A 17,282-nucleotide genomic window follows, 5' to 3' on the forward strand; every position below is an offset into this window, starting at 1 on the left:
GAATAAATCAGACCTTCCCTAGACAGGGTGCAGAAGATCAGCGGCGATGAGACCGCCATGTTTTCCTTCACTCGTATGGTGAAGCATTGTTCCCCATACACTTAAAGATGGCAGGAAAAACTTGGTACGCACAGCGCTCGGGCGTGTGCAGGAGGTAAACCTCCCGAAAGGTGGCAGACAGGTTTGGAAAATCTAGGCTCAGCCAATGTCCGGCAAGTTGAGCCATGTCTTCTAGTGTTGTATCACTATCCTGATAAGGAGAGTTATAGAGGATCGCTTCGTCGTAATGAAGCAGAAGCCGAGCATCGACGCCTTGTAATCCACCGTAGCGACCTGCCTTTTTCGCAACAATCTTGCGAAGAGCCTCAACCGCTGTGAGGGGGTTATACGCACCTCCCCATCCTTCCATTTCAATCCATCGTTGGTGAGGCCTATCTTGCGCCCCTCTGGGCATAAGCAGAAAACTGTGCAAGTATCTCTCCAGTCTCGGATACTTTGTAAAGTCTCTGCAGAGTTGCCCTTGAGGCGATTGCAGTAGGGGCTGTGCCGTCCAGTCCGAATCCGTTTTCTGAATGAGGTGCTGGAGTTCAGATTTAAGCGCGTCTGCCTCAGACTTTTGGAATCGCTCGGCGTCATCCCTTGGCAAGATCAGGCATAGTCTAAAGTTCACTGTTGTATTCGGAATTCTTGAGATGACCCTCCTGAGTTCTGTTTCAAGGCGTTCTTTCTTCCGCGCCACTCGCATCTGGTCTTCATCAAGCCATCCACCCAGTTGCCATTCGACAACGCTGTCATCACGCATTATTGTCTTAACGTCCGCGAAGCCATCCTTAGGATACTCCTCGTCTTTCATTTGTAGCGACAGCGAAAAATGCGCTTCGCGGAAAGCGGAAAATACGAACTTATGTTTTTCGATTTGCGGATCGATGTGATTCATGGGAGTCAGTAGGCGGCCGAGACGACTATGAGCCTCTCAACCTGGGCGAGGCTTCCCCCGAAGGCTCTTCCGGTAGAAGTCGAGAAACTCACGGGGAGTCAATATCTGAGAGCCTTGTCGGGCCCCAGGGGGGAAGTGCTTCACGTTTCCAGTAATCAGGCACCGGACACGGCCGGCCAGGGCGACTTCCAGGAAGGGTTCGTCATTCGGGTCCGGCAAGCGAGCCGGGAGTGGATCACCCGCCGCAACGGTTCCCGTCGCTTTCAATTGATCCAGGAACGCGTCGACATGCTCCCTGCCGAATGAAAACTTCGGGCGCCGGAGAACCTCCACGTACTCTGCCATGATTCGGGCGTCATAGGCTACGGTCAGGGTCCCAGAGGCAATCATGCGGACGATTTCACCAGGTGGGCCAAAGGGGGACAAGAGGCCGGCCACGAGCACATTCGTGTCGACGACGACGATCACCGCCGCCGGGTCTTCCGAGTCGACGCGATCTCAGCATTAATCTCTTCCAGAGACAGCTTGTCGGTTCCGGCGGCAATAGATTGAGACTGCATCACTTCAACCGCGGCGACGGCGCGGGCCCGCCGGAGCGCGACCAGCGAGCTTTCTAGTGTTTCCTCGGACACGGCTGAAAGGATCGCAATCGGTTTCCCGTTCGACGTGAGAACCAGATCCTTGTCACGTGAGAGTTTCGACCACACCTCGCTCGGCCGCCCTCGCAGTTCTCGCACGGTAATGAACTTCATGGCCTAACCTCCAATGTGAGTGACAAAATGGTACACAACTGAGGTCCAATTGTCAATCATCCTACCCTTTGCGATCGGATTTTCCAACCCGAATGGCAAGAGGCGCGACACCTCCTCCGTTCGGGCAAGCCGCTCCCCAATTGTTTTGTTTGACCCAGAAGGCGGCTCTGGCACCCGTCCTGACTCATGGTTTTTTGCAACATTCGCAGGCTCCCAAACCCGGGAAGTAATTCTCAATTGAGGCGTTGCACGTTTAAAGGTGCGACAACCTCCGACTCATTGAAGGTTGACTGATGACGAACAACCTGACCGATCCGATCCCACCCTCCACCATGGAGTACATTCCGCTATCGGACAACGCTCTCACCGTCCTCCGAGAACGGTACCTGGCCAAGGATGACCAGGGAAACATCGTCGAAACCGTGGACCAACTCTGGGCACGGGTCGCCCGTGAAATCGCCGTGGTCGAGACCCTGTACGAGGCGACACATGAAGAAGTGGCATCCATCGAGGAGCAGTTCCGCCGGATGCTCGCCTCTCGAACCTTCCTGCCCAATTCCCCCACCTTGATGAACGCCGGCCGGCCGGGCGCGCACAAGCAGTACTCCGCCTGTTTCGTGATCCCCATCGAGGATGACATGCAGTCGATCGGGGATGCCGTGACTGCGGCCTTGTTGATCCACAAAAGTGGCGGAGGCACCGGGTTTTCGTTCTCCAATTTGCGTCCGAAGGGCGATCGTGTGAGGAGCTCAGGCGGCGTGGCATCCGGCCCGGTCTCCTTCATGAAGATCATTGACGGCGCCACCGAACAGGTACGCCAGGGCGGAACCCGCAGGGGCGCGAACATGGGGATTCTCCATGTCCAGCACCCCGATATCCTGGACTTCGTGAGGTGCAAGACGCACGACGGCCAGATCCGGAACTTCAACATCAGCGTGGCCGCTACCGACGAGTTCATGACCGCGGTCAAGGAGGACAGGCTCTACGCCCTGATCAACCCCCGCACGATGCAGCCCATCAAACACATCTCCGCACGGCTGGTCTTCGATCGCATCGTCGAGGAAGCCTGGAAGACCGGCGATCCCGGGCTCTTCTTCATCGACCGCGCGAACCGGGCCTGTCCGATTCCAAACATGGGCGAAATCGTCTCGACCAATCCCTGCGGTGAGATCCCTCTGCATGGCTTCGATGCCTGCACGCTTGGCTCCATCGACTTAGCCAAGCATCTTCGGATCCTGCCCGGCCATGATCAGTACGAGCTCGACTGGGAGCGTCTCGACCAGACCATCCGGCTCGCGGTTCGATTCCTGGACAACATCATCGATGCCAACGACCATCCGCTCCCCCAGATCAACGCCATGACGCGGCAGACCCGCCGCATCGGCCTCGGGATCATGGGATATGCACGGCTGTTGATGATGTTGGGCCTTCCCTACGGCAGCGAAGAAGCCATACGCTTGACCGAGCGGCTCGCGCGCCAGATGAAGGCCATGGCGTGGCGCGCGTCAGAGCAGCTGGCCCACACCCGAGGCGTGTATCCCGCGTGGAAGGGAAGCAAGCATGAACAGGAAGGGAAAAAGGTGCGCCACAGCTACGTGACGACCGTGGCACCGACTGGATCGATCAGCATGATTGCCGACACCAGCGCCGGCTGTGAGCCCGAGTTCGCGCTGGTCTGGTTCAAGCAGGTCCTCGAAGGCAGGAAGCTCCCTTACCTGTGCGACCTCTTCGAAGCGACGGCCAGGCGTGAAGGCTGGTGGCATGACGATCTCATCGACAAGATCGTGGCCAATCATGGGTCTTGCCGGGGCCTCACGGACGTGCCCGCCCACTGGCAACAGGTCTTTACCGTAGCCCACGATCTCATCCCTGAGCAGCATGTCCGGGTCCAGGCTGCCTGGCAGCGGTTCAGCGACACGGCGGTCAGCAAGACCATCAACCTGCCCGCCACGGCAACCGTTGAAGACGTCCGCCACGCGTACTTGCTCGCCTGGGAACTCGATTGCAGCGGGATCACCGTCTACCGCGATGGGAGCCGCAACAGCCAGGTGCTCAATCTGGGCAAGGCGGACCGCAATGGGAGCCTTCCCATGAAAGGAACAAGGGCGGAAGACGCGGACCTCCCTATTGCCCACCCCTTCGAGCTGCCGGATGTCCTGGACGCGAAGCGGGTGCAGGTGAAGACGACGGATGGTCATGTGTACGTCACGATCTCGACTCTCAAGACCAGACCGCTCGAGGTCTTCATCCACACGCCCGTCGAAGCCAGCAACGCTGAAATCTACGAATCCTTCGCACGGGTCCTCTCCATCTCCTTGCGATCGGGTGTGCCTGTGGAGGCCTTGCTCGAACAACTGGAAAAGGCCAACCAACGGTACGGATCGGTTGCCAGTATCCCGGCCGCCATCATCCGAGCACTCCGCATGAGCCAGCTGATCAAAGAGAACGGCGAGGGACTCCCTCCCTGCCCACAATGCAGCCAGGGCACCATTCAGCAGGAGAATTGTTTGCTCTGCCGGCACTGCGGCTGGACGAAGTGCAGTTGACGGTCACAATCCTACGGAGAAGAATCGGCCATGCCTCCCCAGTCGCTTCCACCATCCGTCCCGCTCAACGCGGCTGCCGTGACCCCGAGGACGGATCAGAACGTCGGGCTTCAGGTCGGATGGACCGTGGTCTACCGCGATGCCAAAGACCGACTGCAGGACGGCAGGATCATCGAGATCCTCGACCCGAGCGCAGCCGGCCGCGTCAATCTGGATTCCGGGGTCACCCTCCCCATTGCCAAGATCACCGCCGTCAAGGCCGTCGATAAAGCCGGCCACTGCCTCGCCGCCTGGACCGTCAACCCGCACGGCTACGATGGCACCAGGTCCGCCACTCTCCCGGTGCTCACCGGTCCGGACCGGTGGCTCAAACGGTTCCGCCGCTTGGCCGAACTCACTTCCGGAATCACCGGCGACGATCCGCGCTTCTCTTCCATCATGCAACTCCTTAACCAATGCGACGAGGCCTATGTGCATGGCCAGGACGACGCGTTCATTCAGTCCGCGCGCCAGGTCGCCGCACTCGTCAACGCTCCCGTCTCCAGACAAACCGCTTCCACCGAATCCGGCTCGCCCGCTCCCTCCCAAAGAGCCGCACAGCGACCATCAGGTTCATCTGATCCTTCCCCTACGTAACCATCTCCTCTTTCATCCTCGCAACGAGCCATCACGAAGGAGAGTGCGATGCAGACTTCCATGCCTGATCTGGTGGCGCAGTTCGTGCGCGCCCGCAGGGTTTCGGTTCCGCTCCTCGCCATCACCACACCCGATCCTGCCGCCACGATCGGTCTGGTCCGGACCTACGGGTTGCGGAGTCCTGGATCCGATCAGGAAGACCCCGTCTTCTCCTGGGACGTCAGCCGCGGGCTCATGCCCGTCAACAGCGGAGCCGAGAAAGCCCAGGCGACGTTGCTGGACAGTGCGAAGTCCAACGTCACGATGAATCCCTCGGAAACCCTCAAGCTTCTCGCAAATGTGCCTCCGAAAAGCGTCGTCTTCTTTCACAACGCCCACCGCTTCATCCGCAATGAGTTCGTCTCCCAAGGCATCTGGAATTTGCGCGACCTCTTCAAGAGCAAACCGGCGACCCTCGTCTTGCTGGCTCCGGCGATCGACGTCCCCGCAGAACTTTTCCATGATCTGCTGGTCCTGGAAGAAACCCTGCCGGGGCGGGAGCAACTGGCCGCGATCATCAAGGACCAATGCGTACAGGCACAAATCGACACTCCTGCCGAGGACGCAATGGCTCAGGCCGTCTCCGCGCTGCAGGGGCTCGCGGCCTTTCCGGCCGAACAGGTCGTGGCCCTGTCGCTCAGCAAACGGACTGGCATCAACCTGGAACGCCTGTGGGAACGGAAACGGCAGATGATCAACGCCACCCCGGGGCTCTCCGTGTGGGGCGGGAACGAACGGTTCCACGACATCGGCGGCGTGCAAGCGGCCAAAGACTTCCTCGCGAAACTCTTCAAGGGCAATGATCCGCCGAAAGCCGTCGTCTTCCTTGATGAAATCGAGAAGATGTTCAGCGGCTCCCTGTCCTCCAATCAGGACTCGTCGGGCGTCACCGTTTCCATGCTGGGGACCTTGCTCACCTATATGCAGGATCACAAGGCGAGAGGCATCATCTTCGTCGGCCCGCCGGGGACGTGCAAATCCATGGTGGCCAAAGCCAGCGGCACGGAAGCCGGGGTGCCCGCGATTTGCTTCGACCTCGGCGCGATGAAAGCGTCGCTCGTCGGTCAATCGGAAGGCCAGCTGCGCCAGGCGCTCGGCGTCGTCAGCGCCGTGGCCGATGACAATGTCCTGTTCATCGCCACCAGCAACAACGTCAGCGCGCTCCCGCCGGAGCTGCTCCGCCGCTTCAAGTACGGCGTCATGTTCTTCGATCTGCCTTCGGCAGCCGAGCGCGAAGCCATCTGGGCCATCTATCGGAAACAGTTCCAGATCCCTCCAGAGATGGCTCAGCCGCCAGATCAAGGCTGGACCGGCGACGAGATCCGGACCTGTTGCGAGCTGAGTTGGCAACTCGGTTGCTCCCTGGAAGAAGCGAGCGCCTACATCATCCCCGTCTCCATCCGCGCCGCGGACCAGCTCAAAGAGCTGCGGTCGCAAGCCAACTACCGGTACCTCTCCGCCAGCTATCCCGGCCCCTATCTCATGGACAAGGCCGAGGCCGCTCAGGGACCGAGCCCCCGCATGTACGCGGCCTAGGTGACTCTCTTTCTATTTTTCTTAACGAGGCCTCCATGCCCTGCTGGATGACTGCCACCACCACGGTCGAACTCAAGGCTGCCGATCACACGCTCCTCAAGCAAGCCGCTGAACGCCTCGGCTGGACAGTGTTCCTTGAGGGAGAATCCCTTCGCATCCAGACACCCGACGGGATCACGCTTTTCGTGTCCGCCCGCTCAGTCGTGATTCCACGCGGCCAGGAAGAACTGGTCCAGACGCTGCAACGATCCTACGCCCACCAGATTCTCGCAACGGTGGCCTCCCAATTCGGCTGGACCGTCGAGTCCACCGACACGTCGGAATCCACCTTCGTCCTCAGCAAGTTTTAATCGCTCGATGGAAAGGAGCCGGTCATGCACAGGCCCGACGCCATTCGCGTGCACATCGCGCCGGACGGCACCCTGACAGTTACCACGGACGACATCAGCATGCCCAATCACCGAGAGGCTGACGAGTTACTCAACTTGTTGAACCAGCTCGCGGGCGGCCAGACCGAAGTCATCGAGCGGCCCGAACGGCTCCTCCACGGCCAGCACCAGGACCACTCGCATGTCCACCGTTCACATCACGCATGAGGTTCTCCATGGACACTCCACAAGCCACTCTCTCCGCACTCTGGAAGAACGCGGTCTGCCTCGTCCTCACCTTGCGGAAGCTCGGCATCAAGCGGACCGTCCGCCAGGATGTGCTCGCGGTCGAGACCGACCGCGCCCTGGTCAAGGTGACCAAGGCGATTCTGGCCTGTCCTGAATACAAGGAAATTACGAAACTGGATGCGCAGATCCGCAAGCGACTCTCCAGCTATACGCTGCCGTCCTCCCTCCGGCCGGGCATCTACCTCGTCCCCAATGCGCTCCTCGAAGACGTCGACGAGCTGATCACGAACTTCAAAGAGAAACGAGAGAGTTTGATCGACTATTTTGTCCAGGTCTACCCCCAGCGCAGAGAAGAAGCCCAGCTCAAGTTGGCCGAGCTCTACAATCCAGCCGATTACCCGGACGTCGACACGGTCAAGGCCGGCTTTCTCTTCGAATGCCAATACCTGACGTTCGACCTTCCCGGAACCCTGAGTGCTCTCAGCGAGCGGCTGCTGACGCGTGAGACCGACAACGTCTCGCAAAAAGTCAGGCAGATGCTTGAGGAAGCCAAGACCACCTTGCGCGAGGCGATGGCCGAGTTGGTCGATCACCTGATGGAGCGACTCACGCCCAGTGCCAACGGCAAGACCAAAACCTTCAAGGCCAGCACGGTGACCAACCTGATGGACTTCCTGAACCGGTTCGATGCGCGCAATCTCAGCCAGGATCTGGACCTGCAGAAGCTCGTCGATCAGGCCAAGGGCCTCCTCTCGGGGATGGAGCCGGCGCGCATCCGCACGGACGAATCCGTCGCCACGGTCGTTCGCGAAGGGATGCGAGCGATCAAGTCCCAGCTGGATGCGCTGATGGTCGAAAAGCCGTCGCGTGTCTACGCGCTGGAGGATGAATAGGAGAAAGGTGCCGAATCACACAATCCGACGGCGTCTTCGCAGTAATACCCTCCCTGCCGGCACCTCCATCACAGGATTACGCAAAGGATCACGACCCATCATGAAGCTCTCGCCTGACGATATCCGGCGGGCCCGTTCCGTCAATCTCATCGAGATCCTCATCGAACTGGGCCACAAGCCCGTGTCCCGCCGCCCGGATCATGCGCTCTTCCACTCTCCCTTGCGCGACGACCGCCACCCGTCGTTTTCCGTCTCCCGTGTCAACGGCGCCTGGGTCTGGTATGACTTTGGCCCGGGCACGCACGGCGATGGCATCGAGTTCATCCAACAGACATTCCAGCTCACGTTCCCCGAAGCGGTGTGCAAGCTGCTCGGTTATCCCATCTCCTTCGGCCCTACTCCCAGGCGAACCCGGAAGGATTCGAACCAAGATCAGCGGCAGCGGATCGAGCTGGCGCGGCAGGCCTACCACAGCGCCAAGGCCAGCATGACACCTGAGAAGGAAGCAGAGCTCCGGCAGTATTTTCTCTCTCGGCAGGTCCCGTACTATCCCCACGTCGGAGCGGTCTGGATGGCCCGCGGCGAGGCCAAGACCCCATACATCGGCATCCCGCTTCCCGGCCCCAATGTCCACTTCATGCATGGAGTGGAATGCCGGGCGCTCCATGACGTGCCGAACGAACTCCTGCGCGCCACGATCGGCATCAAGTCTCCCTGGATCATGAAGCGCGGGGACGCCGCAGTCCTCGTCACCGAAAGTATCCTCGACTGCTTGGCCGGTGATGCGCTGTTCGGCCCCACATTCACGCTCTGTGCCCTGAACGGGATCGCCAACGTCGGCAAACTTCCGGAGTACCTGACTCGCCTCAAGGCCAAGATCGTCTATCTCGCGCTGGACAATGACCCCGAGCCCGACAAGGGTCCGAAAGCCCAGCAAGAGGCGATCGTGTTACTCACGAGACTGGGAATGCATGTGGTGGAAGTCCGAGTCCACCATCAGGCAGGCGTCAAGGACCTCCACAAGCTCCTGCTTCACGCCCCGACCCGCATCTCGCTGTTCCGCCTCACCGAGAGCGGCATTCACCACCAGCCCACGTCAAGCGCTCCATCCCTCTGTTCGTAACAGCACAGGCATCGCTCAATCTTGATCTCGCAAGGAGACGCCATGGACACGCGCCAGGTTCCGATCACGACGTTTATCGAGACCTTCAGCGCCAGCCTGTGTGAATCGGCCGCCTCACAGCTCAGGCCCATCTTCAGACCCGAGCACCGGATCACGGCGCAGCCCATCCTGAATCAACTCAAGGAACCGCTCTGGCCTCCGCAAGCGGATGTCGCCGCGGCCGCGGCCCTGGTGCTGCAACAGCATCGCGGCGCGTTGATCGTCGGAGAGATGGCGACCGGCAAGACCCGCACTGCGGTTGGCGCCTGTCTCATCCACGGCTCCCGACGCGTGCTGGTGATGGCGCCGCCCCATCTTCTCCGCAAGTGGGAGAGAGAAATCACACGCATTCTGCCGGACGCCCCGGTCCACCAGCTGAAGTCGCTCAGCAGCATCGATCGCATCGCTCGGACCCCGCTGCCCAATCATCTCCCCCTCTTTGCGATCATCTCCCGTGAAAAGGCCAAGCTGTCGTACGCCACGAAACCAGCCCTGGTCCACCGACGCTGGAAGGGTGAGCACGGATCGGTTGACCTCTTTTGCTGTCCCCACTGTGGGGACCAGGTTCGGGACGCTGACGAGACACCCCTCACCCCGGAGACCTTGCCGGCGAAATCGAAATGCCGCGCCTGTGGCTCTCCCCTGTACGACTTTGATCCGAACGGGCCACGCCGGTACGCCTTGGCCGATTACATCTGCAAGCAGCACCCGACCTTGTTCGATACGTTCGTGGTTGATGAGATCCACGAGCTGAAGGGCAAGGCCACGGCGCAAGGTATCGCCTTTGCGAATCTCATGAACGTCACGGACCGGGTCATTGGATTGACGGGTACGCTTTCGAACGGACGCAGCACGTCGGTCTTCTACCTCCTCTGGCGCCTCATTCCCGGCCTCAAGTCGTCGTACAGTTTCCATGATGAATCCCGTTGGGTCGATGTCTACGGCATCCGCGAGACCCGCACCACGTGCATCGATGCCGACCAGGTGGTCGAGCACGGAACCCAGTCGAAACGGAAAGTCTACGTGACCGTCGTGGAACGGCCGGGGATCTCGCCCCGGCTGATCCCGCACCTGGTCGACAAGGCCTGCTTCCTCCGGATGGAAGACCTGGATCTCGCGCTCCCTCCCTATGAGGAACGTGTCGACACGTGCGAACTCGAAGGCCCACTCAAGGCCCAGTACGAGCAACTCTTCAAAGCGGCCAAACCGCTGATCCGGGAGGCCAGGAAATCCCGCGACGGGCACCTGCTGTCAACGGTCGTTCAGGCACTGGTGGCCTACCCGGACCGTTGTACAACGGAGGAACGAATCACCAACAAGTTTGGAGAGGTCAAGTTCACCCTTCCGCCGTTACCTGAGCCGATCCGATATCCGAAAGAACGCCTGCTCCTGCAACACATCGAAGACAACGTGAACCGGCATCGCCGGGTCCTCGTGTACTGCACCCATACGGGGACCCGCGACATCACGCTCCGCCTGCATCAGATTCTGAAGCAAGCAGGGTTTCGCACGGCCGTGCTCACGGCTTCGGTCCAAGCCGAACGCCGTGAGGAATGGATTGAGGACCGGGTGAAGGCCGGCCTTGATGTGCTGATCTGCAATCCTCGGCTGGTGCAGACCGGCCTCGATCTCCTGGATTTTCCCAGCCTGCGATTCTTCGAGTCAGACTACAACATCCTGACCGTCCGGCAAGCCGCGCGCCGTTCCTGGCGGCCGGGACAACAGCACCCGGTCGACGTGCGACCGCTCATCTATGCCGGCACGGCCCAGGAACAGGCCTGGTCCCTCATCGCCAGCGGGATCAAGGCCAGCCTCTACACCGAGGGAGACATTACCAGTCACGCGATGGCGGCCTTCAATCAAGAGGACGACATCACCATTGGCCTGATCAGATTCATTCTCGACCAGAATCCTCAGCTCCTGAGCGCGGAACAAGCCTTCCGCGACCTCGCGCGCGCCTACAAGGACCAGCGGGAAGTCATTGGCGAGTCGTCACCTCAGCCCCCAGTACATCTCCTGGCCGCCTCCGCGGCAGGAGACCAAGCTTTCACGATTCCGACAGCCGAGCCGGCTCCCGTGGTGCTCCCAGAGCTCTCGCAGCAACTCGGTCTCTTCGCCGTCTGACCCATCCTACCTTGCCATGCATCCGGAGGCCCGCATGACACACGACCGGTCACACCCGATGGATGATGACCCGAAGATGCTCCGCGTCAATGGCTTCGACGCCCTGATCGAATCCTATGCCTACGAGGACCAGCAGCCCGCCCTCTCCCTGCGAGTGCTCTCGCTCATCGCGCGAGAGTCGAGCATGCGAACGATCCGTGCCAACATGAGCCTCGGCCATCAGGTCAACATCGAGGGTGTCGGACTCCTCTCCTGGCCGACGCCCTCCGACCTGGAGATCCAGTCCTATCACCGGCGGCTCCCCTCAGGACTCATCTCCTCCCTCTGGATCCCCAAGACCGCCACGGCCTATGGGATCGAGCCCAACCAGCCCGCGTATCTGATCAGCCCTCACGGCACCGCCCCCACGACTCCGTCCGGCTTCATCCCGCTGCTCGACCGGCTGCTGCCATTCCCGGTTCTCGCTGCCTGGGCGGAGGCCCTCTGGGAATTCGGGCTGGAGGCCGAATGGATCATCCCCCTGATCGGGCACAGGCTGCATGTCTGGGAGGTCCATCCTCCGCGTCGCGTCGTGCAGGACTTCATCACGACCCAGCTGCAAGCCCGCGCGTTACCAGTTCCAGCCTGAGCCGAGCCGGGGGAGCCATCTTCCACCATTCACACGAGAGCCACGGACCATGAGAACGATCGCCAGAGCAAAAGCGGGATTCTATCCGACGCCGGAACCGGTCACCCGCGCCATCGCCGAGCTAATTCAGAACCCCTCCGGCCATTCCGGCCGGCTCTGTGATCCATGTTGCGGGCTCGGAGAACCAGCACGCGCCTTGGCCCAATCGCTGAGACTGGTCAGTTTCGGGATCGAGCTCGACAGAGACCGATTCCGGGAGTCGAAGACCATCCTCAACGAGACGCTCCGCTCCGACGCCTTCGCCACCACCATCCAGAAGCAGAGCATGTCCCTCGTGTTCCTCAATCCTCCGTATGATGATTTGGGAAAACGCCAGCGCAGCGAACCCGCGTGGCTCCGCCTGCTCACCCCCGCCTTGCAACCGGGAGGCATTCTCGTGTTCATCATCCCCGAGCCGCGGTTGACGAAGGAACTGCGCCGCTATCTCGCCACCCACTATCGACAGGTTGCGTTCTTCAGGTTCCCTCATCCGGAGTACCTCGCCTTCCGCCAGGTCGTCATCCTCGGGGTGAAAAGCACCTCGCCCTTGCGCGATCGCAGACGCATCGATGCTCTCGCGCAGGAGGAGATTGACTACCAATCCTTCGAGGGCCGCCTTACCCCGGTCTATGCCATCGCACCCCAACTGATTCCAGAATCGATCGAGTTTCGCAGCCACTGGGTCTCGCCCGAAGACCAGCTCGCCGAGGCCGCCGCACATGGAATCTGGCGAGATCCTCGCATCCACGATGCGCTCGACTTGCCCGTCACAGGGCCCTGTACTCCCCTCATGCCGCTCAGGAAAGGGCATCTCGCGAGAATGATCGCGGCAGGCATGTTGAACAACCAGACGATCGCGACCGGGTCCACTCGCTGGATCATTAAAGGCTTCACCGACAAGACCACGAAACAACTGCCGCCCGAGGAGGAATACTTCGACACGCCAAAGAGACACGAGACTCGGACGGTGACACGGGTCATCGAGATGTTCGTCCCCCAGATCCAGGCCTGGGACATCACGGAAGGCCCCACCTACGGCCAGCACGTCATCGTCAATTGCGTCGATCATCACGGAGAGGTCGCACCCGAGACACCATGACATCCAGTCACGAGCCATCCACCAGCCAAGATCTCCAGCCGCACACGCCGGCTCGCCGCAGGGCCAAGCGAGCCGAGAAATCAGAGCGATCCTGCAAGGACTGCCGCAAACCGTTCCTGGGCACGGCGGCGGCCCAGTACGGTCCGTGCTGTCGCTGGAAACAGCGAGGGCAGATCAGAAAGAAATACGAGTGGACAGCAGACCGAGATCAGCTGCTCCGTACTCGGTACGATGGCACCAGGAAAGGACGCGCGGCTGACATCGCCGCTATGCTTGGATGGCCCACATGGGTGATCAAGCGCCGCGCCGCCGAGCTCGGACTCACCTATCACAGGGATCCGAAGACTTGGACCAAGGAAGAGGAAGCATTTCTCCTCGAGCACGTGGGCAGCCGCCTCCTCCCCTGGCTTGCCAGGAAACTGCAACGATCCGTCACATCCGTGAAAATGAAATGCCGCCACATGCAGCTGAGCCTGCGGTACCGAGAAGGCTATACGCTGCGCGAGTTGGAGCTGTGTTTCGGCTGCGATCACCGAGTGATCGAAGGATGGGTGCGCGAGGAGAAGCTTCACATCCGACGACGGGGAACCGAGCGCGCCCACGACGCCTGGTACGTGACCGATTCGGATCTGCTCCGGTTCATCACCGAACATCCCCTCGCCTTCCCACTCCGCAAGGTGGACCAGTTCTGGTTCATGGATCTCGTGACCAGTGGCGGGCTTGTCCGAAAGGCCCTGCAGGCTGCCTCACAGGATGATGCTGATCAACCTGCCGCCTGACCTCTCGAGTTCTTTGGCTGGTCATTCCAGGACATCACTCACGTCTTCTCAGACTCTGTGGAGGTTGTTATGAAATTCACGTGCACCCGCAGCATCCTGCTGAGCGCCATCCGGAATCTGCTGAGCCTCACCTCGAACAGATCCACCCTCCCGATCCTCGCCAATGCCCTCCTGGAGGCCACGCCCACGGGCCTCACGGTCCTGGGCACTGACATCGAAACCGGGTTCCAAGGCTCCTATGACGTCACCGTGCAGAAACCCGGGCGCGTCACCGTCAACGCCCGTGCCCTCTGCGATGTGATCAAGGAACTCGGTCCCGAGCATCCCATCACCTGGCAGGCTGATGAGAAACACGTGATCAAGCTCGTGTCGGGAAACAGCCGCTTCACGCTCCATGGCATGTCCGCAGACGACTATCCACAGCTCCCTGCCTTTGACGAGCCTGCTCAGTTCAGCATCCCCAGCACCGCTCTCCTCACCTGTCTGCAACAAGTTCTCCCGGCTGTTCCCGATCAGGACCAGCGGTTCGTCCTGCAGTCCGTGCTCATCACCATCAGTACACAGCCTACGCAGGAATCACCCGCGATCGAACTCGTCGGAACGGACGGGCACCGCTTGGTCATCGCTGAATCAGATGCCGGCACCTGGACCACCTCGGCACCCCAGCCGCTCATCGCCCTTATTCCCAAGAAAGCTGCTCAGTTGCTGGCCGCATTGCTCGCTCAGGAAGATACGTTGGATGTTCCCATCGCTATTTCCAAGGAGCTCTTTTGCGTGACCGTCAAGAACGTCATCCTGACGAGCCGGCTCATCGAAGGGACTTATCCCAATTACCAGCAGGTCATCCCCGTCCTGAACGGCGCGCGTATGGAGATCGACCGTGAGATCTTCGAAGAGGCGCTCCATCGTGTGGCCGTGATTTCTCGCGACCAAACTCAAGCCGTGCGTCTGGCTCTGACACCTGACACGCTCACCATCCACGCCCAGAGTGCAGACGTGGGGGAAGGAACGGAAAGTATCCCGGCGGTCGTCGCCGGCAAGGAATTCAAAACCGGCTTCAACGCCCGCTACCTGCTGGATGCGCTCCGGACATGCCCAGGCAAGCGCCTTCAACTGCATATGAAGGAACCGGTCAGTCCCTGCCTCATCGTGAGCCCTGACAGCCATAATCGCTGGAAGCACGTGATCATGCCAGTCCGCTAATAACTATGGAGGCGATGATGCGCGGTCTGGCTCCGTCACCAAACACAGTCTCATGGGGGTGGACTTCATACCGGCGGGCCGGCTGGCTCAATCAGCAAGGCCAGCGGCTGTATGTCGTTCACTTTCAAAGCATCAAGGGTCAAAACGGCTACACCAGGATGACGCTTCACGTCTGGGCTCGCCGGCCGGTGTTGGCCCTCCGGGCTCTGTGCAAGGAGAAGAAAAGCGAGGAAGAACTTCTTCGGTACGACTGGGCCGCCATCGATTAGTCCTCCCGCAGCATGTCGCCCCAGGCCTCCTCTGATCGTCGTCGTGTCTGTCTTAAGTGGCGATCGGTATCAGTGAAGGCAACACCACTCCTCTCCAACACTGGCCCCACCCCATTCTGCCCATCCAGTAATACTCAAAGAAAGGTCCTGTCACATCGATAGGCGGGGGCTACCCCCTTCGCTGCCTGCGATACATCTGAAAAGGACCATTCTCTACCAGTAAAACTTGCATGGGGCCCCACGCTTGCTCGATGGTCCGGGACAAGGGCACCAGCTCCTGCGTGGGCTCTCTAGAGGTCTACTGTTACGGGCATAACGACTACCGGGGAGCTACTGACACACTCCGTTCCAGGCTCTCTAAAGGTTAGAGGTCATATGAAAATGCGATCACTTCGAGGGGAAGCACTCACCACGACCAGTGCGAATGCCCAGCAGGCCGCAGACCAGTACATGACCGTACAGCAACTGGCGCAACGCCTGCGGGTCACTCCGGACTACCTGTACAGCGACGTGCTCGGTCAACCCGACGGGATACCTGGAATCAGACTAGGGAAAGGGCGCCGTCCTCGGTGGCGCATCCATCCGAGCGATGTCGCGCAGTGGGAAGAGCGCCAGCGAAGGACCTATGATTCACCGCCGCCGTTAACGGCCAGCGCCAAGAAAGTACGTTCTGTTCCAAGACAAGTTGATTCCAAGGCTAGCTGATCGAGCTAAATCAGTTGAAGGGGATCCATGGGGAAAAGATCGGGAGGCGGCACGGTCACACGCATCGGGGAGAAGCGGTATCTTATTAAGTGGCACCAGGGCCGTGGCCGGCCCAATATCCGCAAGGTCATTCATGGCACGCGGGAGACAGCAGGCCGTGTGCTCCAGACATTGCACGAACGCTACTATGGGGGCCTCTTTGGCTGGCCGCAGCAAATGGAGACCAAGGTCAGAGAGCTGACCCAGCTCGTCGTTTCTGATTACAAGGCAAATAGCTACAAGTCCCTCAAGAATGCAGAACAGCTTCATGCCTTCTGGAGCGCTTTCGCGGGGAATATGCTCGCCGAGACAGTGAGCGCAACGGACCTTCGCAATTGGGCAACCGAGTGGCGCGAGAACGGATTGAGTCCGGCGCGTGTCAATAGACGGATGTCCTTCTTGCTTCGCGCGTACCGCTTGGGGCTTGCGGGGAAGCCGCCGCTCGTGACCTCGGTCCCACAGTGGACCAAATTGAAAGAGTCACCCCCGCGCTCTGGTTACCGCTCGTGGCAGGAATTTGTGAAGGTTAGAGCCTTGCTGCCGCCGCACGCTCGCATCCCGGTCACGATTGAGTATTGGCTGGGGACGCGCGAAGGTGAGACCATGAATCTCGAATGGCCTCAGGTATACTTCGATCATCAGAAGCGGAACGTCGAGATCCGGCTTGCGTCAGAGACTACGAAGACGGAAGAAGAACGAGTCGCTGTGATGGGCGGGGACCTTTACGATGTCCTCGCCGCATGGTATAAGCACACTTCGGACCTGTATCCGGATTGCCGGTGGGTCTGTCACCTTAGCGGGAAAAAACTGGCTTCCATCAAGAGTTCATGGCGAACCGCCTGCGTCAAAGCTGGACTCGGGCGATTTGAAAATCCTAAGGGGCGTTTTGTTGGAAACCGGCGCTATCGTGGGGCGTTAATCCACGACTTCCGTCGAACAGCAGTCAGTAACATGGAGGATGCCGGGGTGCCAAGAAAGGTCGCGATGGCAATCAGTGGTCACAAGACCGATTCCGTCTACCGTCGGTACCACATCGTGAAGAGATCTGACCTCATTGAAGCCGGGCGCAGGCTCCAGGAACACCACGACCGGAAGCACGGTCACGGTGAACAGTTGGTGAACAGTTCTGGGTCGGAGCGCTCGGCTGACAAGACCAAAGCCCCTTAGAAATCAATGACGTGGCGGTGTAGCTCAGTTGGTAGAGCAGCGGACTCATAAGAGGCCTCTCGCTTCTCCCCTTCACGTGCAAAATGCCACGTTCCTCAATAGTATCTCGCGG

Annotated in this window: 17 protein-coding genes; 14 read left to right on the plus strand and 3 right to left on the minus strand. The window is 60.1% G+C overall.

Translation table 11 applies throughout. The annotated features are described in order from the left end of the window. Positions 1–67: 67 nt before the first annotated feature. From KJA79_RS18700 to KJA79_RS18710, 3 genes are read right to left on the minus strand one after another with little or no spacing between them, the layout of a single operon-like run. Positions 68–937, minus strand: coding sequence for a hypothetical protein (locus tag KJA79_RS18700; RefSeq protein ID WP_213043607.1), 870 nt, complete (start codon positions 935–937; stop codon positions 68–70). Positions 938–973: 36 nt separating this feature from the next. Beyond that, positions 974–1,405 (minus strand): putative toxin-antitoxin system toxin component, PIN family, encoded by a 432-nt coding sequence (locus KJA79_RS18705; RefSeq protein WP_213043608.1) that lies wholly within the window; start codon positions 1,403–1,405, stop codon positions 974–976. After that, positions 1,402–1,689, minus strand: coding sequence for a type II toxin-antitoxin system Phd/YefM family antitoxin (locus tag KJA79_RS18710; protein WP_213043609.1), 288 nt, complete (start codon positions 1,687–1,689; stop codon positions 1,402–1,404). The genes KJA79_RS18705 and KJA79_RS18710 overlap by 4 nt, the downstream gene beginning before the upstream one ends. Positions 1,690–1,982: 293 nt before the next feature. Between KJA79_RS18710 and KJA79_RS18715 the strand changes: the two genes are divergently transcribed. The 14 genes from KJA79_RS18715 to KJA79_RS18780 all read left to right on the plus strand — a co-directional run bounded on the left by KJA79_RS18715 (position 1,983) and on the right by KJA79_RS18780 (position 17,170). After that, positions 1,983–4,235 carry an adenosylcobalamin-dependent ribonucleoside-diphosphate reductase gene (locus tag KJA79_RS18715; protein ID WP_213043610.1) on the plus strand — a complete coding sequence of 751 codons (2,253 nt, stop codon included), beginning with the start codon at positions 1,983–1,985 and terminating at the stop codon, positions 4,233–4,235. Positions 4,236–4,265: 30 nt separating this feature from the next. Beyond that, on the plus strand, positions 4,266–4,871 hold the full coding sequence (locus KJA79_RS18720) for a hypothetical protein (RefSeq protein WP_213043611.1): 606 nt from the start codon (positions 4,266–4,268) through the stop codon (positions 4,869–4,871). Between the two features lie 48 nt (positions 4,872–4,919). After that, positions 4,920–6,446, plus strand: a complete 1,527-nt coding sequence (locus tag KJA79_RS18725) for an AAA family ATPase (protein ID WP_213043613.1) — start codon at positions 4,920–4,922, stop codon at positions 6,444–6,446. Between the two features lie 35 nt (positions 6,447–6,481). Further along, on the plus strand, positions 6,482–6,796 hold the full coding sequence (locus tag KJA79_RS18730) for a hypothetical protein (RefSeq protein WP_213043615.1): 315 nt from the start codon (positions 6,482–6,484) through the stop codon (positions 6,794–6,796). A 24-nt stretch (positions 6,797–6,820) separates the two neighbouring features. Then, a complete protein-coding gene (locus tag KJA79_RS18735) occupies positions 6,821–7,042 on the plus strand; it encodes a hypothetical protein (RefSeq protein WP_213043616.1) in 222 nt (73 codons plus the stop codon). 8 nt (positions 7,043–7,050) lie between these two features. Beyond that, complete coding sequence (locus tag KJA79_RS18740; RefSeq protein WP_213043617.1) at positions 7,051–7,956, plus strand: hypothetical protein; 906 nt, start codon at positions 7,051–7,053, stop codon at positions 7,954–7,956. Between the two features lie 100 nt (positions 7,957–8,056). Then, on the plus strand, positions 8,057–9,079 hold the full coding sequence (locus KJA79_RS18745) for a CHC2 zinc finger domain-containing protein (protein WP_213043618.1): 1,023 nt from the start codon (positions 8,057–8,059) through the stop codon (positions 9,077–9,079). Positions 9,080–9,121: 42 nt separating this feature from the next. Continuing rightward, entirely contained in the window at positions 9,122–11,242 is a 2,121-nt protein-coding gene (locus tag KJA79_RS18750) for a helicase-related protein (protein ID WP_213043619.1), read from the plus strand. Between the two features lie 34 nt (positions 11,243–11,276). Next, positions 11,277–11,870, plus strand: coding sequence for a hypothetical protein (locus KJA79_RS18755; RefSeq protein ID WP_213043620.1), 594 nt, complete (start codon positions 11,277–11,279; stop codon positions 11,868–11,870). Positions 11,871–11,919: 49 nt separating this feature from the next. Further along, entirely contained in the window at positions 11,920–13,008 is a 1,089-nt protein-coding gene (locus KJA79_RS18760) for a DUF6094 domain-containing protein (protein WP_213043621.1), read from the plus strand. Further along, on the plus strand, positions 13,005–13,787 hold the full coding sequence (locus tag KJA79_RS18765; RefSeq protein WP_213043622.1) for a hypothetical protein: 783 nt from the start codon (positions 13,005–13,007) through the stop codon (positions 13,785–13,787). Before KJA79_RS18760 ends, KJA79_RS18765 begins: the two co-directional genes overlap by 4 nt. A gap of 69 nt (positions 13,788–13,856) precedes the next feature. After that, positions 13,857–14,990, plus strand: coding sequence for a DNA polymerase III subunit beta (gene dnaN / locus KJA79_RS18770; protein ID WP_213043623.1), 1,134 nt, complete (start codon positions 13,857–13,859; stop codon positions 14,988–14,990). 644 nt (positions 14,991–15,634) lie between these two features. Further along, a complete protein-coding gene (locus KJA79_RS18775) occupies positions 15,635–15,964 on the plus strand; it encodes a helix-turn-helix domain-containing protein (protein ID WP_213043624.1) in 330 nt (109 codons plus the stop codon). 27 nt (positions 15,965–15,991) lie between these two features. After that, entirely contained in the window at positions 15,992–17,170 is a 1,179-nt protein-coding gene (locus KJA79_RS18780) for a tyrosine-type recombinase/integrase (RefSeq protein WP_213043625.1), read from the plus strand. The last annotated feature ends 112 nt before the right edge of the window (positions 17,171–17,282 follow it).

It is taken from the genome of Nitrospira defluvii, from assembly GCF_905220995.1.
Taxonomy (GTDB): domain Bacteria; phylum Nitrospirota; class Nitrospiria; order Nitrospirales; family Nitrospiraceae; genus Nitrospira_A; species Nitrospira_A defluvii_C.